This window comes from Brevundimonas vesicularis (genome assembly GCF_027105095.1).
Classification (GTDB): domain Bacteria; phylum Pseudomonadota; class Alphaproteobacteria; order Caulobacterales; family Caulobacteraceae; genus Brevundimonas; species Brevundimonas vesicularis_E.
Genome location: NZ_CP114278.1, coordinates 1,430,419 through 1,449,069, shown reverse-complemented (window position 1 = coordinate 1,449,069; position 18,651 = coordinate 1,430,419). Strand labels below are relative to the sequence as shown.

The following is an 18,651-nucleotide window of genomic DNA, read 5'->3' as shown; positions in this document are numbered from 1 at the left end:
GACCCTAGGGAGACAATGCCATGGATATCCGCCCCCTGGACGAGGCCCTATCCGCCTCGCCCCAGATCGCCCCGGAAGACCTGCCCGCCATCGCGGCCCAGGGTTTCCGGTCGGTGATCTCCAACCGACCCGACGGCGAGGAGCCCGGCCAGCCCACCGCCGAGGCTCTGCGCCAGGCCGCCGAGGCCGCCGGCCTCGCCTTCGCCCACGTTCCCGTGGTCGGCGGCGCCATCTCCGACCAGGACGTGGCGGATTTCCGCGAGGCTCTGGCTGACCTGCCCCAGCCCGTGTTCGGTTTCTGCCGCACCGGCACGCGCACGACCATCCTGTGGGCGCTCACGAACGCCGCCTCGGAGAGCCCAGATCATCTGATCGCCCGCGCCAAGACCGCAGGCTACGACCTCGGCGCCCTGCGTCCCCGTCTTGAAGGAGCCGCGTCATGAGCGCCCAATACGCGCCCCTGGAGTCCTGCGATGTCCTGATCGTCGGCGGCGGATCCGCCGGCATCGCCACGGCCGCCAGCCTCCTGCGCCGCCGCACGGGCCTCGACGTCCGCATCATCGAGCCGTCCGAACATCACTATTATCAGCCCGGCTGGACCATGGTGGGCGCCGGCGTCTTCACGCCCGAGCGGACCCGGCGCCGCACCGAGGATCTGATCCCCCAAGGCGCCCAGTGGGTGCGGGGTTCGGTCGCGGCTTTCGACCCCATCCACGATCGCGTCGAACTGACCGACGGCCGCTGGATCGGCTATCGCATGCTGGTCGCGGCGCCGGGACTGAAGCTGGACTGGGGCGCCATTCCGGGCCTGGCGGAAACGCTCGGGCGCAACAACGTCACCTCCAACTACGGCTATGAGACCGCGCCCTACACCTGGAAGCTGGTGCAGGCGATGCAGAGCGGCCGGGCGATCTTCACCCAGCCGCCCATGCCGATCAAATGCGCCGGCGCCCCGCAGAAGGCCATGTATCTGTCGGCCGATCACTGGCGCGACCACGGCCGAAACGACATCGAGATCGAATTCCACAACGCCGGGCCCGTGCTCTTCGGGGTCAAGGACTACGTCCCGGCCCTGATGGAATATGTCCGCAAATACCGCATCGACCTGAACTTCGGATCGAAACTGGTCGCGGTAGATGGTCCTGCCAGGACGGCGACCTTCGCCGTGACGAACGCGGACGGCGAGGTCAGTCAGGTTCGACGCGAGTTCGACTTCCTGCACGTCTGCCCGCCGCAGACCGCGCCGGACTTCATTCGCGAAAGTCCGCTGGCCGCCGAAAGCGGCTGGATCGAGGTGGATGACGCCACCTTGCGTCACAAGCGGTTCGAAAACGTCTTCGGTCTGGGCGACGCCTGCTCGGCGCCCAACGCCAAGACCGCTGCGGCCGCCCGCAAACAGGCGCCCGTGGTGGCCGAGAACATCCTGTCGCTGCTGGACGGCCAGCCGATTCGGGCGATCTATGACGGCTATGGCTCATGTCCGCTCACGGTCGAGCGCGGCAAGATCGTGCTGGCCGAGTTCGGCTATGGCGGCAAGCTCCTGCCCAGCTTCCCGAAATGGATGCTCGACGGGACGAAGCCGACCCGTCTGGCCTGGCATCTGAAGGCCCAGGCCCTGCCCGAAATCTACTGGCTTGGGATGTTGCGCGGTCGCGAATGGCTGGCCGGCCCCCACCACATCGAACCCGCCCCCCAGCTTCGCCCTGCTGTCGCCTGAGCCTGATCATGGACCTGTCTCCGCTGCAGTACGGCCTCGGCGCCGGCGCCGGCTCGCTCGTCGGCTTCACCCTGGGCCTGGTCGGCGGCGGCGGGTCCATCCTGGCCGTGCCGCTGATCGTCTATCTGGTCGGGGTCAAGGAGCCGCATCTGGCGATCGGCACCAGCGCCTTCGCCGTGGCCGCCAACGCCTTCGCCAATGTGATCAATCATGCCCGCCACGGCACGGTGAAATGGAAAATCGCCAGTCTGTTCGCGGTCGCCGGGGTGCTCGGAGCCTTTCTGGGTTCGAGCCTGGGCAAGGCCGTGGACGGTCAGAAGCTGCTGGCCCTGTTCGCCGTCCTGATGCTGATCGTGGGCGTACTGATGTTGCGGGGCCGTTCCGCCGGCGGCGACCCGAACGTCCAGCTTGATCGCCGCAATGCACCCAAGCTCGTCGGAGCCGGCGCCCTGACAGGGATCATGTCCGGCTTCTTCGGCATCGGCGGCGGCTTCCTGATCGTCCCTGGCCTGATGGTCTCGACCCGCATGCCCATCTACTATGCGGTCGGCTCGTCGTTGGTCGGCGTCACCGCCTTCGGCCTCACCACCGCGTTCAACTACGCCCTGGACGGCTGGGTTGACTGGCCCCTGGCGGCCGTCTTCATCGGCGGCGGGGTGTTGGGCGGTCTGGTCGGCGCACGGCTCGCGAAAGCCCTGTCGGGACAAAAAGGCCTATTGAACACATTGTTCGCCGGGCTGATCTTCGTCGTCGCCTTCTATATGCTTTATCGCAGCGCCGGCGCGCTCGGCCTGATCGGGTGAGACCACACCATGGAACTTGACGCCCTGATCCTGGCGCGGATGCAGTTCGCCTTCACCGTCGCCTTCCACATCGTCTTTCCGGCCTTCTCCATCGGCCTGGCTAGCTATCTGGCCGTGCTGGAGGCCCTGTGGCTGAAGACGGGGCGAGACCTCTATCTGAACCTGTTCAAATACTGGCTGAAGATCTTCGCCGTGGCCTTCGGCATGGGCGTCGTCTCAGGTCTGGTCATGTCCTACCAGTTCGGCACCAACTGGTCGGTCTTCTCCGACAAGGCCGGACCGGTCATCGGCCCCTTGATGGCCTATGAGGTGCTCAGCGCCTTCTTCCTGGAGGCGGGTTTCCTGGGCGTCATGCTGTTCGGCCTGAACCGCGTCGGCAAGAAGCTGCACTTCGTGGCCACCCTGATGGTCGCGATCGGCACCTTCGCCTCGGCCTTCTGGATCCTGTCGGTGAACAGCTGGATGCAGACGCCGCAAGGCTACGCCATCAACGAGGTCGGCCAGTTCGTACCGGCCGACTGGTTCAAGATCGTCTTCAATCCCTCCTTCCCCTATCGCCTCGCCCACATGCTGCTGGCGGCCTATCTGACCACCGGCCTCGTGGTCGGCGCAGTCGGGGCCTGGCACCTGATGAAGGAGCGGACCAACAAGGGCGCGCGCAAGATGTTCGCCATGGCCATGGGCATGATCCTGGTCGCCGCCCCGGTCCAGATTTTCATCGGCGACATGCACGGGCTGAACACCCTGGAGCATCAGCCCGCCAAGGTCATGGCGATGGAAGGCCATTTCGAAAGCCACCCGGACGGCGCGCCGCTGATCCTGTTCGGCCTGCCCGACCGCGAGGCCGCCACCGTCCACGGTGCGGTCGAGATCCCCAAGCTGTCGTCGCTGATCCTGAAGCACGATCCGAACGCGCCCCTGGCCGGTCTCGACACCATCGCCCGCGCCGACTGGCCGCCGGTGGAGATCGTCTTCTGGTCCTTCCGCGTCATGGTCGGGCTGGGCATGGCCATGCTGCTTCTGGGGCTCTGGGGGCTATATGCTCGCCTGCGCAAACGCCTCTACGATGCGCCCTGGCTGCACCGCTTCGCCCTGGTCATGGGGCCGATGGGCTTCGTCGCCGTGCTGGCCGGCTGGATCACCACCGAGGTCGGCCGTCAGCCCTGGACCGTCTACGGCCTGTTGCGCACCGCCGACAGCGCCGCGCCCTTGGCCGCGCCTGCCGTCGCAACCTCCTTGGCCGCCTTCGCTGTGGTCTATTTCACCGTCTTCGGCGCCGGGGTCTTCTACATCCTGCGTCTGATGAGCCATGCGCCCCACCGCGACGAGCCGGGCGTGGCGGAAACCCCGATCCGCACGGCGGGCATCACCCCCGCCCCCGCCATCGACCCCGACCGCCCCATCCCGACCGGCGAGGAGACCGATGATGAACATTGATCTGACCCTGGTCTGGGCCGGGCTGCTGGCCTTCGCCGTCTTCGCCTATATCGTCATGGACGGGTTCGACCTGGGCGTCGGCATCCTGTTCCCGACGCTGAAGGCCGGCGATCAGCGCGACAAGGCGATGAACTCGATCGCCCCGGTGTGGGACGGCAACGAGACCTGGCTGATCCTGGGCGGCGGCGGCCTGTTCGCCGCCTTTCCCCTCGCCTACGCCGTGTTGATGCCGGCGGTCTATACGCCGATCATCGCCATGCTGCTGGGCCTGGTCTTCCGCGGCGTCGCCTTCGAATATCGCTGGCGAACGGTGCGGGCCAAGCCCGTCTGGGACGTCGCCTTCTTCGGCGGCTCGCTGCTGGCCGCCTTTTCCCAGGGCGTGACCCTGGGGGCCATCCTGCAGGGGGTCGAGGTGTCGGGCCGCGCCTATGGCGGCGGCTGGTGGGACTGGCTCAGCCCCTTCAGCCTGCTAACCGGCGCCGCCGTCGTCGTCGGCTACGCCCTTCTGGGGGCCACCTGGCTGAACATGAAAACGGAGGGCGCGCTCCAGGACCACGCCCGCGCCCAGGCCTGGAAACTCGGTCCGGCGACCCTGCTGATGATCGGCGCCGTCAGCCTGGCCACGCCCTTCCTCGACGGCGAATACGCCCGGCGCTGGTTCGACTGGCCCGGCGTGCTTCTGACGGCGCAGGTGCCGTTGCTCGTTCTGATCGTCGCGGCCGCCTTCTTCTGGACCATGCGCCGCAAGCGCGAGGTCTGGCCCTTCCTGCTGTCGCTGGGCCTGTTCGCCGTCACCTTCGCGGGGCTGGGCGTCAGCGTCTTCCCCTACGCCGTGCCCGACGAGATCACCCTTTGGCAGGCCGCCGCGCCGGCCTCCAGCCAGCTGTTCATGCTGGTGGGCGCCCTGATCCTGATCCCGATCATCCTGGCCTACACCGCCTATGCCTACTGGGTGTTCCGCGGCAAGGTCGGCGACGACGGTTACCACTGATGCGTCGCAGCTCCACAAACGGACTCCGGCAGGGCCTTTGGTTCGTCGCCCTCTGGGTGCTGGGCGTGGGCGTCCTGGGCGTCGTCGCCTATCTGCTGCGCGGCGTTCTCAAGCTGGCCGGCGGGTGAGGCCGCAGGCACCGAACCGCTGGCCCTGGCCGCCGCTCATCACGGGCGGCGCTGTCCTTGTCGCGCTCCTCATGGCGCGTCTATGGGGCCCGCCCGCCCTCTTCCCCGGCGCCTTCGCCGCCGGCGGCCTCTTGGTCGGGCTCGCCCTTGGTCTGGACCTGTGGGCCATGGTGGAGATGCGGCGGCGGCGCGCCAACATCCTGCCGCACCGGGCGGCGACCGCTCTGGTCACGACCGGTCCGTTCGCCTGGAGCCGCAACCCGATCTATCTCGCTAACGGGCTGCTTCTGCTCGGCCTCGGGGGCCTGTTCGACAACGCCTGGTTCTTCGTGGCCGCCCCCGTCGCCGCCTTCGCCACCGACCGTCTCGCCATCCGGCGCGAGGAACGACACCTGGAGGCCCTCTTCGGCGCGGCGTGGTCCGTGTACGTCGGCCGGGTGCGCCGCTGGCTGGGCCGGCGGATGACGTCGTGATCCCCTTTCGCCCGGCCCACAGACGCCTCCCTATCCCGTCGCTTCGTCACTACCGTGAGGTTACGGGGCGCAGCATGTGAACCAAGCAGCTATGCTCCGCTCACTACTCCGCAATCATCTCGTCAGGGGCCGCCTTATGACTGCCCCTCACTCCCACTCGATTACACAAATTACCCCAAGCCGCTGATCGGCTTGGGGTTTTTTCTCGCATATCGGTCGCCGGACCGATTGAATAACCGACAAACGGGAAGTATTCTGAAAACATTCAGAAAATTCTAAGCAATAACATTTGCGTGAATTCGTCATCTTTTGCGGTCTATCGGACTTTCTGAGCACCGAGATGCAATGCAACGAGTTCGATTCGCCTTGCCACTTTGCACCATCACTCGGACGTACACTGTATCTCATGCGCATGTTCGTCGTCGAGCTTACCGGCTCGATCGTATGGCGATAGCGACAAGCGTCGTCGATGCCTGTCATGCCGCGCTCGACGACCGGAATGCAAACGCCGCACTGGCTTTGCGGCCGACGGCGTCCTGATTTTCGACGACGGCGGGACTGGCCGATCGGTCTTTCGCCACGAGGACGACAGATGGCGGATTACGCACATCCGTTGGTCCTCGGACGCGGTGCCCTGATCTCGCGATCAGGCGGCGGGAGTCGCTGACGCTCCCTTCTGGGCGAGCCAGGCGTCGATCAGGGTGATTTCGCGCTCCTGAGCCGAGATCACCGCCTGGGCCAGGTTCCGCGCTTGGGCGTCCTTGCCTTGCGCGAGCTCCACACGGGCCATCGAGACGGCTGCGACGTGGTGACCTCGCATCTGCGTCATGAAGTCGATGTCCGCGTCCCCGGTGAAGGGAGGCATCGCCTCCATCATCGTGTTCATCGATGCCTTGTAGCCTTGGGTGGCGACGGAGTCGCCGGGCGCAGGCGCAGCCATGCCGCCCTCCATTCCGCCATGGGCGTCCGCCGCTGCGGCGGCCTCAGGCGCGGCTACGGCGGGCTCTTCGGCTTGCGGGGAACAGGCCGTAGCCAAGGCGCAGGCGGCGAGGACGAGGCTGATGCGTTTCATGACGGCTCCTTGGGATCCCGACGTTAGCGACCAGGAGCGCCCATTCGTTCCGCCAACTCTACCGTCCGGCCCGCGCCAAGAGCTCGATCAGCTCGCCGGCCTTTGCCTTGCGATCCTCGGGATCGTCGCCGGTCATAGCGCCCATGACGCAGTGGTCGAGGTGATCCCGTAGCACTTCGGTCTCCACGCGATGGAGCGCGGCTCGAACGGCCTGAAGTTGGGTCAGCAAGTCGACGCAATACCGGTCATCTTCAACCATGCGGGAGATTCCCCGCACCTGGCCTTCGATCCGGCTGAGCCTGTTGAGGACTTTGGGTTTCGTGTCGGTTTGCATGCGGCTGTCCTCCTGAGCACCCCCATATACCCCAGACGGGTATCTTGCGATATACCCCCCATGGGTATATGTTAGCTCTTCGGTCAGCCGGAGAGAGCGACATGTCCACGCATCCTCACAATCATGCCTCGGGTCACGCCTGCTGCGGGGCGAAGGCCTCGGATGGCGCGGCAACGGTCAAGGATCCCGTCTGCGGCATGTCGGTCGATCCGACGGCCACCGCTCACCGAGCCAGTCATGACGGTCAGGACTATTTCTTCTGCTCGGCGGGGTGCCGGACCAAATTCATCGGCGATCCGATGCGTTACCTGAACCCTCCCGTGGAGGCCGAGCCGGCCGTTCCCGGCGCCATCTACACCTGCCCGATGCACCCCGAGATCCGGCAGGAAGGCCCAGGCTCCTGCCCGATCTGCGGCATGGCGCTTGAGCCGGAGACGGTCACGGCGGAGGCCCCGCCCAACCACGAGCTGATCGACTTCACCAGACGCTTCTGGGTCGGTCTGGTCCTGACCCTGCCGGTCTTCGCCCTGGAAATGGGCGGACACCTGGCCAATCTCCACATGTTCATCCCGGGCCAGATGTCGAACTGGATCCAGTTCGCTTTGGCGACCCCCGTGGTTCTCTGGTGCGGCTGGCCCTTCTTCGAGCGCGGCTGGACATCGCTGCGCACCCGGCGGCTGAATATGTTCACCCTGATCGCCATGGGGGTCGGCGTGGCATGGCTTTACAGCGTCGTGGCCGTCGTCGCGCCAACCCTGTTCCCGCCCGCCTTCCTGAAGGCCGACGGCAGTGCGCCGGTGTATTTCGAGGCGGCGGCGGTCATCACCGTGCTGGTCCTCGTCGGGCAGATTCTGGAACTGCGCGCCCGCGAACAGACGTCGGGCGCGATCCGCGCCCTGCTGGACCTCACGCCCAAGACCGCGCGCCGAATCCGGGCGGACGGCATCGATGAAGATGTCTCGCTTGACCAGATCGCCGTCAGCGACCGCCTGCGGGTAAGGCCCGGAGAGAAGATCCCGGTCGATGGCGAACTCCTGGAGGGTCGGGTCGCTGTCGACGAATCCATGGTGACCGGCGAGTCCATGCCGGTGACCAAGGATGTCGGCGACCGCGTCGTGGCCGGCGCGCTCAACAAGACCGGATCCTTCATCATGCGCGCCGACAAGGTGGGCGCCGACACCCTGCTGGCGCAGATCGTCCAGATGGTGGCCCAGGCCCAGCGCAGTCGCGCCCCGATCCAGCGGCTGGCCGATACGGTCTCCGGATGGTTCGTTCCCACGGTGATCGCGATCGCCCTGCTCGCCGCCGTCGTCTGGGGCCTGGTCGGTCCCGAGCCCCGTTTGTCCTACGCCCTGGTCGCCGCCGTTTCGGTGCTCATCATCGCCTGTCCCTGTGCGTTGGGTCTGGCGACGCCGATCTCGATCATGGTCGGGGTGGGACGTGGCGCCCACGCCGGCGTCCTGATCAAGAACGCCGAGGCGCTCGAACGCTTCGAGAAGGTCGACACTCTCGTTCTGGACAAGACCGGCACCCTGACGGAGGGCCGTCCGTCGGTGACGGCGATCCTGCCCGCCCTCGGCTTCGTGGAAGCGGACATCCTGCGTCTTTCGGCCAGCCTCGAGCGGGGCAGCGAACATCCGTTGGCCGACGCAATCGTCCGGGCAGCCAAGGACCGGGACATCCCCCTTACCGAGGCCGCGGACTTCGACAGCCCGGTCGGTCGCGGCGTTCGCGGGACGATTGAGGGCCGCCAGGTCGCCCTGGGCAACACCCGTTTTCTCGGCGAGCTTTCGATCGACGTCTCCGCGCTGGAGCCGAAGGCGGAGGCCCTTCGCCACGACGGCGCCACCGCCATATTCGTGGCGATCGACGGAAAGGCGGCCGGGGTCATCGGCATCGCCGATCCCATCAAGGCCACCACGCCGGCTGCGATCCTCGCGCTGAAAGCGGCCGGTCTGCGGCTGGTGATGATGACCGGGGACAACCGGACGACGGCCGAAGCGGTCGCGCGGCGCCTCGGCATCGACGAAGTCCAGGCGGAGGTTTTGCCGCAGGATAAGGCGTCTGTGGTTCAACAGCTTCGTTCGCAGGGTCGGATCGTCGCCATGGCGGGGGATGGCGTCAACGATGCCCCTGCCCTCGCCGCAGCCGATGTCGGCGTCGCCATGGGGGCGGGTTCGGACGTCGCCATCGAAAGCGCCGGCGTCACCCTGCTGGGCGGAGATCTGCAAGGCATCGTGCGCGCACGGCGTCTGTCCCGCGCGGTGATGGGCAACATCCGCCAAAACCTCGTTTTCGCCTTCGGCTACAACGCCCTTGGCATCCCCGTGGCGGCTGGCCTGCTTTATCCCGTCTTCGGCTGGCTTCTCTCGCCTGCCCTTGCGGCGCTCGCAATGGCGCTCTCCTCGGTCAGCGTCATCGGCAATGCGCTGAGACTGCGCGCGGTGAGGCTTTAGCCAGGATAGGCAATCAACAGTCCGCCCACCCACCCAAGGGAGGAACCGGCTGTGACGGGCCGGATTGATTCAGACGCTGACCGCAGTCTCCAGGCTTTCGCAGCGGCAGGCGAAGACGAACTGAAATTTCTGAAGAGGATACGGACGATGTCTCATCAACAGATGGACCACGGCGGGCAAGGCAACGCTCATGGACTCGGCCCTTATCGGAGCCTGTACCTCGAGTTGGCGCTCGATTTCGTCATCATGTACCTGGTCATGTACACGATGATCGCCACGCTCGGTCACTTCTATCTCAATTTGAACAACGTCTACATGACCCTGATGATGGTCGCGCCGATGGCGGTCCTCATGCTCGTCTTCATGCGGTCCATGTACCCGTCGCGCAAAACGAACCTGGTCATTGGAGCGGTCGCCGTCGTGATCTTCGTCGGCAGCTTCGTCGGCATGCGCACCCAGGCGTTCGTTGGCGACGACGAATTCCTGCGATCGATGATCCCGCACCATTCCGGGGCTGTGTTGATGTGCGAGCAGGCCTCCCTGACCGATCCGGAGATCATCGCCCTGTGCGACGGCATCGTGCGTGGTCAACAGGAGGAGATCGCCCAGATGCAGGCGCTCCTCGAGAAGCGTCGCCGCTGACCCCGGCGTGCGGGGGAAGGCCTCAGCCGCCCCCCGCTTCCTCTTCATGAGGGACGCGGTCGTGTGGCGCGTAGAGAAGCAGAAGGCCGGGACCGGCCAAACGTCTGGAGACTGAGTATGCGTTACTTCAACCCCGCACCCTTCATCGCCGTCGCGGCGGTCGTGGCCTTCGCCGCCGGACCGGCGGCGGCCCACGCTCGCCTGGTCAGCGCCACCCCGGCGCCCGACTCCACCGTGGCCGCGACCCGGACGCTGACCCTGACCTTCAGCGAACGCAGCGTTCCCGCCTTTTCCGGCTTCGACGTCGTCAATGCGGCGGAGGAGAAGATCGCGATCCGCACCTCGGTCGCCGAGGACGGCAGGACCCTCACGGGCGCGCTGGCTCGCCCGCTGGCCGCCGGCGCCTACCGTGTCGACTGGCGTATCGCCTCGAGCGACGGCCACCGCATGACGGGATCCTACACCTTCACGGTGCGCTGACGCCGTGCTGGAAGTCGCGGTCATCGCGCTTCGTTGGCTTCAATACGGTGGCGGCGTCGTCCTTCTCGGCGCGCCGCTGTTCCTTCTCTACAGCTTTAAATACGCCGACGCGCCGAACCTGGAATGGTCGCGACCGACATTGCGCCTCGCGGCGATCATCGTCGCGCTCGGCTCGCTCGCCGCCCTGGTGGCTCAGACTGCCGTCATGGCGGGGTCGCTGAGCGAAGCCGTGAAACCCGCGTCTCTGTCCTTTATGGTCACCGGCACAGCCCTGGGCATGGCGATGGTCGTGCGGGCCGCCGCCGCCTTGCTTGGGCTTGTCGCCTTGGTCGCCCTGAAACCCGGTCGCGCGCTCTGGAGCGTGACGACCGCCTTGGGTCTGATCGTGGCCGCCAGCTTCGCGTGGACGGGTCACGGCGCGGCCACCGAGGGCCCTGGCGGGCCCATCCATCTTGTCGCCAACATCATTCACGCGGTGGCAGCGGCCTTGTGGCTGGGCGCCCTGGCGGCGTTGACGGCCCTGCTTCTGCGCCGAGCCGGTCCGGACGACCTTGCAATCCATCGCGCCCTGCATGGCTTCGCCGGCCTTGGAACGCTCGCGGTCCTGGTGCTGGTGCTGACCGGTCTCGTGAACAGCTGGTTCCTGATCGGTCCCGAGCGCGTGGCGTCGATCGCGGGCAACCTCTACGGCCAGCTGCTGGTCGCCAAGCTCGTCCTCTTCAGCTTGATGCTTGCGCTGGCGGCGAGCAACCGGTTCCGGCTGACGCCGACACTGGGCTCTGCGCTGGAGACGGGCCAACTCTCCGTCGCCGCCATAAGCGCGCTCCGGCGCAGCCTGTTGGTCGAAACGGGTCTGGGACTCGCCCTGATCGGCGTCGTGGCGGTCATGGGAACCCTGCCGCCCGCGGCGTCTCTGTAGGCTCGATTGCGATGATCAAAATGAGCTCGTCGTTCCGCCGACCGTTGAAGTATGATCAGACAATGCCGTTCCTGCGTCATGACCTCGTCCGACTGACGACCGCGCTGCTCGCGGCATTTGCCGTGCTGTTCGTGTCCACCGCTTCGATCGCCTGCGAAGCTCCGGTCGATCAGGATATGGCGTCCATGTCGATGAGCGGCGACGGCGCCCCGTGCGAGCCGAAGACCGTCAGGATTTCGTGCCATAAGGCGTGCCTGGCCATCTGCCAGGGCCTCGTCCCCCAGAGCGGCGAACCCACCCCTGCACGGGTCTATGCATCCGTCCGCTATCCATCCCTTGATACGCGGCATGCCGATTTCACCGCGGAGGCGGACGACCCGCCCCCGCGACGCTGATCCTGTTGAAGAAGACCGAACTCATTCAATCAAACAGAGATCAAAACCATGAAACGCACGCTCACCATCGCAGCCCTGGTGCTGCTGGCTTCCGGTTCAGCCGCCTTCGCGGCCGCGCCGGACGCCGTGGCGCAGGCCGTATGCGCTTGCTGCGACGCTATCGCAGCCTGCGCGGAAGCCTGCGCCTGCTGCTGATCTTATGATCGGGGACGCCCGCCCGCGACGGCGGGCGTCTTCTCGATGTTCCTCACCGACGTCGCAGGGCAGGCGACCCGCTGCCGCGGGCCTGAGCGTCAGCCGGGCGCGCGCGACGACCAGTGAATGTGGTGGATGCGCCAGCCGTCGGCATGGCGTTTGAGCACCATCGTTTCCGTCGTCAGGCGGTCTACGGCGCGGCCGTTGAATTGGCCCGTGGTGCGGCCTTCGCTGGCGATCCAGGCGATGTCCCCGTCGGCCCATCCCGATCTGCGCGTCACCGTCGCTTCAGAGGCGGCGGCGAAGGCGGCGTCCGAGCCCAGGTGATGGGACGCATACTCGTCGCGTGATTGCTCCGCGCCACCCTCCTCGAAGATCATCACATCCGGCGCCATCAGGGCCAAGGCGCCGGCCGTGTCGCCGGCCTTCAGGGCGACGTGAAAGGCGTCGACGGCCTTCGCCGCGTCCGCAGCTTCCGCGGCGACCGAGCCGGCGGCCTGGGCATGCCCGTGGGCGTGGTCCTGGGCGAAGACGGGGGTTGCCGAAAGCACGGCGAGCGACAGGACGAGGGCGAGAGAGGTGCGGGACATGGCGAACTCCGGACTGTGGGTGATCTGAACGGGCTGAGCGCGATCTGCGTCAGGCCGGCGGGTTGTGGCGGGCGAACACGCGGGTCGCGCCCGAGCGAAGCACCAGCAGGGTGTCGTAGGGCTCCTTGTGCCCCTGCGGCGTCTCCATGCCGGGCGAACCGAGCGGCATGCCCGGGACCGCGACGCCCACCGCTGCCGGTCTCTCGGTCAGCAGTCGAATGACGTCCGGGGCCGGCACATGACCCTCGACCATGCCGATGAAGACGGCCGCGCCCATGAGTAGACGACGGTTCAGATTGGCGGGTTTCAAAAGGGTTCTCCCTGATCGCTGTGGACGGATCGCTGCGCCTCGACAGGGTCGGCGCGCTGCGGCGCCAGCCGCGCCCGCAACCACCGTCGGCCAGGCTGCTCGACGAAGACATGGATGGCGGCCGCGGCGGCGAGCGTCAACACAAGCATGGCGGCCAGTTCGACCAGGCCCATTCGATAGTCGGCGCCCCAGCCGGAGAACGCCTGCGCCGCATTGCGCCACACCATCAGGATGGGGATGTGGACGAGATAGAGGGCGAACGACGCTTCGCCGGCGAACAGAAGGACGGGGTGAGACAGGAAGGTCCGGACCGGAGCCTTGGCCAACAGGGCGAGCGACAGGATGAAGGAACCGGCCGCCGCCACGATGACCCGGTCGTCGGCGCCGATCTGCATGAGCGTCAGCAGCAGGGTCGTGGCGACCAGGGCGCCCATGAGGGACATTCGCGGCGAAGGCGTCCAGCGCTGACCGAGATAGTAGAGGCCAATGCCGTAGAGGAATTCGGGAATGATGCGCAGGATCCCGAGGCTGTCCTCGGCGCGAGGCAGCATCCGGCCGAACCAGGCGCGGTAGAAGGCGTCCAAAGCGACGAAAAACAGCATGGCGAGTGCAATCAGGACCCACGGCCTGGCCCGCAGCCGGAGCGCGAGGGCGGCATAGGCGGGGAAGGCCAGATAGGCGAACCACTCCGCCGACAGCGACCAGGCCGGTCCGTTCCAGAGCGCCATGCTCTCGCGCGGGAACCACGCCTGTACGAGCAGAAGGGTGCCCGCGAAGTCGACGGGATTAAACCGGCCAGGCTCCAGCCCGACGCCGAACACCGGCGCGATCAGCACCAGCCCAAGCATGGCCAGGAGGATGAACAGGTGAGCCGGATAGATCCGGGCCAGGCGCGCCGCCAGGAATCGACCGTAGTTCGGGGCCCGGTCTCCCTGCAGGTAGACGTGGGTCAGGATGAAGCCCGACAGGATGAAGAAGACATCCACGCCCAGGCGCGCGCGGTTCAACAAGCCCGCGCTCTCCGCCGGGAGCGTCCAGTAGAGCTGGAAGTGGAACAGCACGACGCCGAGGGCGAGAAAGAACCTCACGCCCGTGAGCGGATCGAGCACGTCGGGGAATGGAACCCGCGTGGGCCCTGCTCTGTCGCTCACGTCTTTTCCCCGGACGACAGGGCGCGTCCCGGTCGTTCTCTGGTATCTACGCGGGCGACGGCTCGTCCCCTCGTGAGGGGACCGGAAGGCCGGCGCGTATGGCAGATGGGGCGTGACGCAGGTGCTCAATGACCGACGACATGAATGAACTGATCGCAGCGGTCGGGCCGGGCGACGCCGGCCGGCTGGTCGGAATGGAAGACGCGGTCTGGGTGCGGATCGGCGAACGCAAGGAGCGCGCCCGCATGGGTCAGGTCCGGGTCGCGGCCGTTGCATTCGCGCTGGTGATCGGCGTTGCGAACGGAGGGCTGATGCTCATGGCTCCGCGGCCGGAGCCGTCCGAGATGCGGATTTTCACCGTCTCGGCGGGCTTGTCGCCTCTCTCCGGCCTGGACGTTCGGGGATGAGGGCCGCCTGGAAGTCGATCGTTATCACGGCCATCCTGGCCGCGCTGGCCAGCGGCGCGGCGACCTGGGCGAGCGCGACCTGGGTCATGCGGGAGCGGCAGCCGCCAAGCCTGCACAGCGTCGTCCATGAGAAACTCGACCTGAGCCCTGAGCAGGATCGACGGCTCGATGTGGTCGAAGCCCGGTTCGCCGCTCAGCGGCCGGCGCTCGAAGCGGAAGTGCGCGCGGCCAATCGCGAACTGGCGGCCGCCATCGCCGCCAGTGACGGCGACACGCCCCAGGTCCAGGCCGCGGTCGATCATTTCCACGCCGCCATGGGCGATCTGCAGAAGGCGACAATCACCCATGTGTTCGAGATGCGATCCGTCCTGACCCCGGCGCAGGCCGAGGTGTTCGACGCCGCGGTCGTCGAGGCCCTGCACGACGACGCCGGCTAAGCGGCGCGCGTGTGTGCCGAGCAGAGCATCGAGGCCCGTGCGGCGACCGGAGACCGGGCCGCCTTCACCGCCTTGATGGCCGCCACAAAGGCCGATCTCTACCGGTTCGTGCGCCGCTATGTCGGCGACGAGTCCGAAGCGCATGACGTGCTTCAGGAAAGCTATGCGTCCGCCTGGCTCGCCCTGCTGCGGTATGATCCGGCGCGGCCGTTCGACGTCTGGCTTCGCTCCATCGCCCTCAACAAATGTCGAGACTGGGGCCGGCGGCGCGCGGTCCGCCGGGTCGTGCGCGGCGTCATGGGCCTGGAGGCGCCCGAGGCGGCGGCGGTGGGCGACGATGCGCCGTCACCCGAGACACGGCTGGACGATCAGCGCAGGGCCGAAGCTCTGCAACGCGCCTTGCGGGACCTTCCCGACGCCCTGAAGGGGCCGCTTCTGCTCGCCACGCTCGAGGGACGGTCTCACGCCGAGATCGCCTCGATCCTCGGTATTACGCCCAAGGCGGTCGAGACCCGCGTCGCCCGCGCCCGCAAGACCTTGACGGCGGCTTTGGCCCAAGCTTCCGGCGGAAACGCTTGACCTTGCCCTGATGGGAAGATGCACAAGCTGCAATCCCGACGTCTGCGGCAACCTGACGCGAGGGATACGCCGCCCGGCCGCGTATCTGAACGAACGGCTGAATAGCCCGACCAAGGAATTTCTCGCCTATGTCCACGCCCCGCCTCGATCGCCGAACGCTTCTCCGTGGCGCAGCCGCCGGCGGCGGGCTGCTGGGCCTGCAGGGTCTGCTCCCCGCCTGGGCGCAAACCGGATCGGCGGGACTGCGGGCGGATCTTCCGACGCTGACGGGACCGAACATCGACCTGACCGTCGGACACACGCCCTTCACCGTGGGCGGCCGCACCGGCCATGCGGTGACCATCAACGGCGTTCTGCCGGCGCCGCTGCTACGCCTTAGAGAAGGCCAGAACGTCCGGCTAGCGGTGACCAATACGCTGGACGAGGACACCTCAATCCACTGGCACGGCCTGCTCGTCCCGTTCCAGATGGATGGCGTGCCCGGCATCAGCTTCCCCGGCATCCGGGCGCGTGAGACCTTCGTCTACGAGTTTCCGATCAAGCAGTCGGGCACCTTCTGGTATCACAGTCACTCTGGCCTACAGGAGGCGATGGGTCACTACGGCCCAATCGTGATCGACCCGGCGGGCGCCGATCCGGTCGCCTACGACCGCGAGCATGTGCTGGTCCTGTCGGACTGGAGTTTCATGCATCCGCACGAAATCCTGGCCAAGCTGAAGAAGAGCCCGGGTTACTTCAACCAGCAGCGCACCACGCTGGCGGGGCTCATGGACGGCAGCGACCGCATGAGCCTGGAGGAACGGCGCATGTGGGGCCAGATGCGGATGGACCCGCGCGACATCCTCGACGTCAGCGGGTCGACCTACACCTATCTGATCAACGGCCATGGACCGCAGGAGAACTGGACCGGCCTGTTCCGGCCCGGCGAGCGGGTGCGGCTGCGCATCATCAACGCGTCGGCCATGTCCATCTTCAACGTTCGCATCCCGGGCTTGCCGATGACCGTGGTGCAGGCCGACGGCGAGAACGTGCGCCCGGTCGAGACGGACGAGTTCCAGATTTCGGTCGCCGAGACCTACGACGTCATCGTCCAGCCGACCGAGGACCGCGCCTACACCATCGTCTCCGAAGCCATCGACCGGTCCGGCATGGGCCGGGCGACCCTGGCGCCGCGCCTGGGCATGACCGCCGAGGTCCCTCCCCTGCGAGAGGTCCCGAACCTCACCATGCGCGACATGGGCATGGGCGGAATGGATCACGGCGCGATGGGCGACATGTCCGGTATGGACCATGACGCGATGTCCGGCATGGACCACGCCGCTCCGACCCAGAACGCGCCCGCAGCCGGCGAGATGGCCGGGATGTCCATGTCGGGCATGAACATGCGCGATCCCGAGAACGCTCCGCCCGACATGGCGGTGGGCGTCGGCGTCGATGCGATCGCCATGGACCCCGCCAACCGTCTGGGTGAGCGTCCGATCGGTCTCACGACCGTCGATCATCGCGTCCTCGTCTACACCGACCTGGTGTCGCTCCAGCCGAACAAGGACCCGCGCCCCCCGTCTCGGACGATGGAGATCCACCTGACCGGCAACATGGAGCGGTTCATGTGGGGCTTCGACGGCCGAAAGTTCAGCGAACTGGTCGAACCGATCCGCTTCGAGCGCAACGAGCGGGTGCGGGTGACCCTGGTCAACGACACCATGATGGCCCACCCGATCCATCTGCATGGTCATTTCTTTGAACTGGTGACCGGCGGACCGGCCGGGCACCAGCCCCTCAAGCACACGGTCAACGTCGCGCCCGGCGGCAAGGTGACCTTCGATCTGACCGCCGACGCGCCCGGTGATTGGGCCTTCCACTGCCACATGCTGATGCACATGCACGCCGGCATGTTCAATGTTGTGACGGTGCGGCCCATGGACGGAGCTGCGTCATGAACCGCCTCGCCGTCGCCCTCGCCCCGCTGGTGCTCGCCGCCAGCGCCTTCAGCGCCCAGGCCCAGGACCCTCACGCGGGCCACACGATGCCGGCGACCGCGGCGCCGACACGCCCCGCGCCAGCACCGCGGCCCACGCCACAGGCGCCGGCCCGACCGGCGCAGGATCCGCACGCCGGTCACGTCATGCCGCCCGCGCAGACGCCGCCCGCCGCGGATCCGCATGCAGGCCACCAGATGCCGGCGCAGCCCGCGCCCGTAGACCCGCACGCGGGACACCAGATGCCGGCGGCGACGCCCGGCCAGGCTGATCCGCACGCGGGCCACGACATGTCGGCCATGTCGCCCGCGCAGACCGACCCTCACGCCGGGCATGACATGTCGACCATGAGCATGGGGCCGCCCGATGTGGCGACCAGCGCCGACAATCCCGGCCGTCCTCCGGAGGACCCGCTCCCGGCCGCCGCCCTGGCCGGCCCTGCCCACGCCGCCGATCTCGTCTTCGGCGCCGAGGCCATGGCCGCCTCTCGCCGGACCCTGATTCACGAAAACGGCGACGTCCGCACCACGGCCGTCATTCTCGATCGCCTCGAAGCCGGCTTCGGCGACGACGGCGAGACCTACCTCTGGGACGTCCAGGGCTGGACGGGCGGCGACATCAATCGCTTCTGGTGGAAGTCCGAGGGCGAAGGCGACTTCGGCGGCGAGCTCGAGGAGGCTGAAGTCCAGGCGCTCTACAGCCGCGCGGTCACGCCCTTCTGGGACGTTCAGGCCGGCGTGCGTCAGGACTTCCGGCCCGACGGCGAGGACACCACGCATCTGGTCCTCGGCCTGCAGGGCCTGGCGCCCCATTGGTGGGAAGTCGACGCCGCCGCCTTCCTGTCGACCGACGGCGACCTGACCGCCCGCGTCGAGGCCGAATACGACCAGCGCATCACCCAGCGCCTGATCCTTCAGCCCCGCCTCGAAATCGACGCTTCAGCCAGCGACATTCCGGAACTGGAGATCGGTTCGGGCCTGTCCTCGATCGAGGCGGGCCTGCGACTGCGCTACGAATTCCGCAAGGAGTTCGCCCCCTATGTCGGCATCGAGTGGAGCCGCGCGTTCGGCGATACCGCCGACTACATCGAGGCCCGAGGCGGCGAGACCGACGACACCCGCTTCGTCGTCGGCCTCAAGGCCTGGTTCTAACCGAA

The 18,651-nt window shown here is 67.2% G+C and carries 23 protein-coding genes; 18 read left to right on the top strand and 5 right to left on the bottom strand.

Annotated elements, in window-relative coordinates; all coding sequences use genetic code 11:
• Positions 1-20 precede the first annotated feature (20 nt).
• The 7 genes from O2K97_RS07270 (at position 21) to O2K97_RS07240 (ending at position 5,549) form a co-directional block, all read left to right on the top strand.
• Positions 21-443, top strand: a complete 423-nt coding sequence (locus O2K97_RS07270; protein ID WP_228184656.1) for a TIGR01244 family sulfur transferase — start codon at positions 21-23, stop codon at positions 441-443.
• The gene (locus O2K97_RS07265) at positions 440-1,717 is read left to right on the top strand and encodes an NAD(P)/FAD-dependent oxidoreductase (RefSeq protein ID WP_228184655.1); all 1,278 of its coding nucleotides are present in this window, start codon (positions 440-442) and stop codon (positions 1,715-1,717) included. The genes O2K97_RS07270 and O2K97_RS07265 overlap by 4 nt, the downstream gene beginning before the upstream one ends.
• Before the next feature lie 8 nt (positions 1,718-1,725).
• Entirely contained in the window at positions 1,726-2,520 is a 795-nt protein-coding gene (locus tag O2K97_RS07260) for a sulfite exporter TauE/SafE family protein (protein ID WP_228184654.1), read from the top strand.
• A gap of 9 nt (positions 2,521-2,529) precedes the next feature.
• Positions 2,530-3,957 carry a cytochrome ubiquinol oxidase subunit I gene (locus tag O2K97_RS07255; protein ID WP_228184653.1) on the top strand — a complete coding sequence of 476 codons (1,428 nt, stop codon included), beginning with the start codon at positions 2,530-2,532 and terminating at the stop codon, positions 3,955-3,957.
• Positions 3,947-4,948, top strand: a complete 1,002-nt coding sequence (gene cydB / locus O2K97_RS07250) for a cytochrome d ubiquinol oxidase subunit II (RefSeq protein ID WP_228184652.1) — start codon at positions 3,947-3,949, stop codon at positions 4,946-4,948. The genes O2K97_RS07255 and cydB overlap by 11 nt, the downstream gene beginning before the upstream one ends.
• Positions 4,948-5,076, top strand: coding sequence for a hypothetical protein (locus O2K97_RS07245; RefSeq protein ID WP_266100426.1), 129 nt, complete (start codon positions 4,948-4,950; stop codon positions 5,074-5,076). Before cydB ends, O2K97_RS07245 begins: the two co-directional genes overlap by 1 nt.
• A gap of 71 nt (positions 5,077-5,147) precedes the next feature.
• Entirely contained in the window at positions 5,148-5,549 is a 402-nt protein-coding gene (locus O2K97_RS07240) for a methyltransferase family protein (protein ID WP_269220989.1), read from the top strand.
• A 646-nt stretch (positions 5,550-6,195) separates the two neighbouring features.
• On the opposite strand, the gene O2K97_RS07235 is transcribed toward O2K97_RS07240, so the two are convergent.
• Together O2K97_RS07235 and O2K97_RS07230 are read right to left on the bottom strand one after the other, a co-directional pair.
• Positions 6,196-6,621, bottom strand: coding sequence for a DUF305 domain-containing protein (locus tag O2K97_RS07235; RefSeq protein ID WP_008259726.1), 426 nt, complete (start codon positions 6,619-6,621; stop codon positions 6,196-6,198).
• A gap of 58 nt (positions 6,622-6,679) precedes the next feature.
• Complete coding sequence (locus O2K97_RS07230) at positions 6,680-6,955, bottom strand: metal-sensitive transcriptional regulator (RefSeq protein WP_040349360.1); 276 nt, start codon at positions 6,953-6,955, stop codon at positions 6,680-6,682.
• A 101-nt stretch (positions 6,956-7,056) separates the two neighbouring features.
• On the opposite strand from O2K97_RS07230, the gene O2K97_RS07225 reads away from it, so the two are divergent.
• The 6 genes from O2K97_RS07225 to O2K97_RS07200 all read left to right on the top strand — a co-directional run bounded on the left by O2K97_RS07225 (position 7,057) and on the right by O2K97_RS07200 (position 12,042).
• Positions 7,057-9,411: a heavy metal translocating P-type ATPase gene (locus O2K97_RS07225; protein ID WP_269220988.1), complete on the top strand. Its 2,355-nt coding sequence runs from the start codon at positions 7,057-7,059 to the stop codon at positions 9,409-9,411.
• A 162-nt stretch (positions 9,412-9,573) separates the two neighbouring features.
• Positions 9,574-10,053, top strand: coding sequence for a DUF305 domain-containing protein (locus O2K97_RS07220; protein ID WP_419466110.1), 480 nt, complete (start codon positions 9,574-9,576; stop codon positions 10,051-10,053).
• Positions 10,054-10,170: 117 nt separating this feature from the next.
• Positions 10,171-10,533, top strand: coding sequence for a copper homeostasis periplasmic binding protein CopC (gene copC / locus O2K97_RS07215; protein WP_045811500.1), 363 nt, complete (start codon positions 10,171-10,173; stop codon positions 10,531-10,533).
• A 4-nt stretch (positions 10,534-10,537) separates the two neighbouring features.
• A complete protein-coding gene (copD, locus tag O2K97_RS07210; RefSeq protein ID WP_269220986.1) occupies positions 10,538-11,452 on the top strand; it encodes a copper homeostasis membrane protein CopD in 915 nt (304 codons plus the stop codon).
• Positions 11,453-11,514: 62 nt separating this feature from the next.
• Positions 11,515-11,847, top strand: a complete 333-nt coding sequence (locus O2K97_RS07205; RefSeq protein WP_269220985.1) for a hypothetical protein — start codon at positions 11,515-11,517, stop codon at positions 11,845-11,847.
• 48 nt (positions 11,848-11,895) lie between these two features.
• The gene (locus O2K97_RS07200) at positions 11,896-12,042 is read left to right on the top strand and encodes a hypothetical protein (RefSeq protein WP_228184644.1); all 147 of its coding nucleotides are present in this window, start codon (positions 11,896-11,898) and stop codon (positions 12,040-12,042) included.
• Between the two features lie 98 nt (positions 12,043-12,140).
• On the opposite strand, the gene O2K97_RS07195 is transcribed toward O2K97_RS07200, so the two are convergent.
• From O2K97_RS07195 to O2K97_RS07185, 3 genes are read right to left on the bottom strand one after another with little or no spacing between them, the layout of a single operon-like run.
• The gene (locus O2K97_RS07195; RefSeq protein WP_228184643.1) at positions 12,141-12,632 is read right to left on the bottom strand and encodes a YybH family protein; all 492 of its coding nucleotides are present in this window, start codon (positions 12,630-12,632) and stop codon (positions 12,141-12,143) included.
• A gap of 49 nt (positions 12,633-12,681) precedes the next feature.
• Positions 12,682-12,942 (bottom strand): DUF411 domain-containing protein, encoded by a 261-nt coding sequence (locus O2K97_RS07190; protein ID WP_331276140.1) that lies wholly within the window; start codon positions 12,940-12,942, stop codon positions 12,682-12,684.
• A complete protein-coding gene (locus O2K97_RS07185) occupies positions 12,939-14,093 on the bottom strand; it encodes an acyltransferase family protein (protein WP_269220984.1) in 1,155 nt (384 codons plus the stop codon). The genes O2K97_RS07190 and O2K97_RS07185 overlap by 4 nt, the downstream gene beginning before the upstream one ends.
• A 128-nt stretch (positions 14,094-14,221) precedes the next feature.
• Here O2K97_RS07185 and O2K97_RS07180 point away from each other — a divergent pair, with 128 nt between their 5' ends.
• From O2K97_RS07180 to O2K97_RS07160, 5 genes are all read left to right on the top strand, one after another.
• On the top strand, positions 14,222-14,500 hold the full coding sequence (locus O2K97_RS07180; RefSeq protein WP_269220983.1) for a hypothetical protein: 279 nt from the start codon (positions 14,222-14,224) through the stop codon (positions 14,498-14,500).
• Entirely contained in the window at positions 14,497-14,937 is a 441-nt protein-coding gene (locus tag O2K97_RS07175) for a Spy/CpxP family protein refolding chaperone (RefSeq protein ID WP_183204306.1), read from the top strand. Before O2K97_RS07180 ends, O2K97_RS07175 begins: the two co-directional genes overlap by 4 nt.
• Before the next feature lie 9 nt (positions 14,938-14,946).
• On the top strand, positions 14,947-15,516 hold the full coding sequence (locus O2K97_RS07170) for an RNA polymerase sigma factor (RefSeq protein ID WP_228184639.1): 570 nt from the start codon (positions 14,947-14,949) through the stop codon (positions 15,514-15,516).
• A gap of 128 nt (positions 15,517-15,644) precedes the next feature.
• On the top strand, positions 15,645-17,456 hold the full coding sequence (locus tag O2K97_RS07165; RefSeq protein WP_228184638.1) for a copper resistance system multicopper oxidase: 1,812 nt from the start codon (positions 15,645-15,647) through the stop codon (positions 17,454-17,456).
• Positions 17,453-18,646, top strand: a complete 1,194-nt coding sequence (locus O2K97_RS07160) for a copper resistance protein B (protein ID WP_228184637.1) — start codon at positions 17,453-17,455, stop codon at positions 18,644-18,646. Before O2K97_RS07165 ends, O2K97_RS07160 begins: the two co-directional genes overlap by 4 nt.
• Positions 18,647-18,651 lie beyond the last annotated feature (5 nt).

Coding starts and splice junctions, on each gene's coding strand:
- O2K97_RS07165 (WP_228184638.1), top strand. CDS start 15,645: ATGTCCACGCCCCGCCTCGATCGCCGAACGCTTCTCCGTGGCGCAGCC.
- O2K97_RS07235 (WP_008259726.1), bottom strand. CDS start 6,621: ATGAAACGCATCAGCCTCGTCCTCGCCGCCTGCGCCTTGGCTACGGCC.
- cydB (WP_228184652.1), top strand. CDS start 3,947: ATGAACATTGATCTGACCCTGGTCTGGGCCGGGCTGCTGGCCTTCGCC.
- O2K97_RS07260 (WP_228184654.1), top strand. CDS start 1,726: ATGGACCTGTCTCCGCTGCAGTACGGCCTCGGCGCCGGCGCCGGCTCG.
- O2K97_RS07175 (WP_183204306.1), top strand. CDS start 14,497: ATGAGGGCCGCCTGGAAGTCGATCGTTATCACGGCCATCCTGGCCGCG.
- O2K97_RS07225 (WP_269220988.1), top strand. CDS start 7,057: ATGTCCACGCATCCTCACAATCATGCCTCGGGTCACGCCTGCTGCGGG.
- O2K97_RS07205 (WP_269220985.1), top strand. CDS start 11,515: ATGCCGTTCCTGCGTCATGACCTCGTCCGACTGACGACCGCGCTGCTC.
- O2K97_RS07270 (WP_228184656.1), top strand. CDS start 21: ATGGATATCCGCCCCCTGGACGAGGCCCTATCCGCCTCGCCCCAGATC.
- copC (WP_045811500.1), top strand. CDS start 10,171: ATGCGTTACTTCAACCCCGCACCCTTCATCGCCGTCGCGGCGGTCGTG.
- O2K97_RS07200 (WP_228184644.1), top strand. CDS start 11,896: ATGAAACGCACGCTCACCATCGCAGCCCTGGTGCTGCTGGCTTCCGGT.
- O2K97_RS07265 (WP_228184655.1), top strand. CDS start 440: ATGAGCGCCCAATACGCGCCCCTGGAGTCCTGCGATGTCCTGATCGTC.
- O2K97_RS07180 (WP_269220983.1), top strand. CDS start 14,222: ATGACCGACGACATGAATGAACTGATCGCAGCGGTCGGGCCGGGCGAC.
- O2K97_RS07220 (WP_419466110.1), top strand. CDS start 9,574: ATGGACCACGGCGGGCAAGGCAACGCTCATGGACTCGGCCCTTATCGG.
- O2K97_RS07255 (WP_228184653.1), top strand. CDS start 2,530: ATGGAACTTGACGCCCTGATCCTGGCGCGGATGCAGTTCGCCTTCACC.
- O2K97_RS07245 (WP_266100426.1), top strand. CDS start 4,948: ATGCGTCGCAGCTCCACAAACGGACTCCGGCAGGGCCTTTGGTTCGTC.
- O2K97_RS07195 (WP_228184643.1), bottom strand. CDS start 12,632: ATGTCCCGCACCTCTCTCGCCCTCGTCCTGTCGCTCGCCGTGCTTTCG.
- O2K97_RS07230 (WP_040349360.1), bottom strand. CDS start 6,955: ATGCAAACCGACACGAAACCCAAAGTCCTCAACAGGCTCAGCCGGATC.
- O2K97_RS07160 (WP_228184637.1), top strand. CDS start 17,453: ATGAACCGCCTCGCCGTCGCCCTCGCCCCGCTGGTGCTCGCCGCCAGC.
- O2K97_RS07240 (WP_269220989.1), top strand. CDS start 5,148: ATGGCGCGTCTATGGGGCCCGCCCGCCCTCTTCCCCGGCGCCTTCGCC.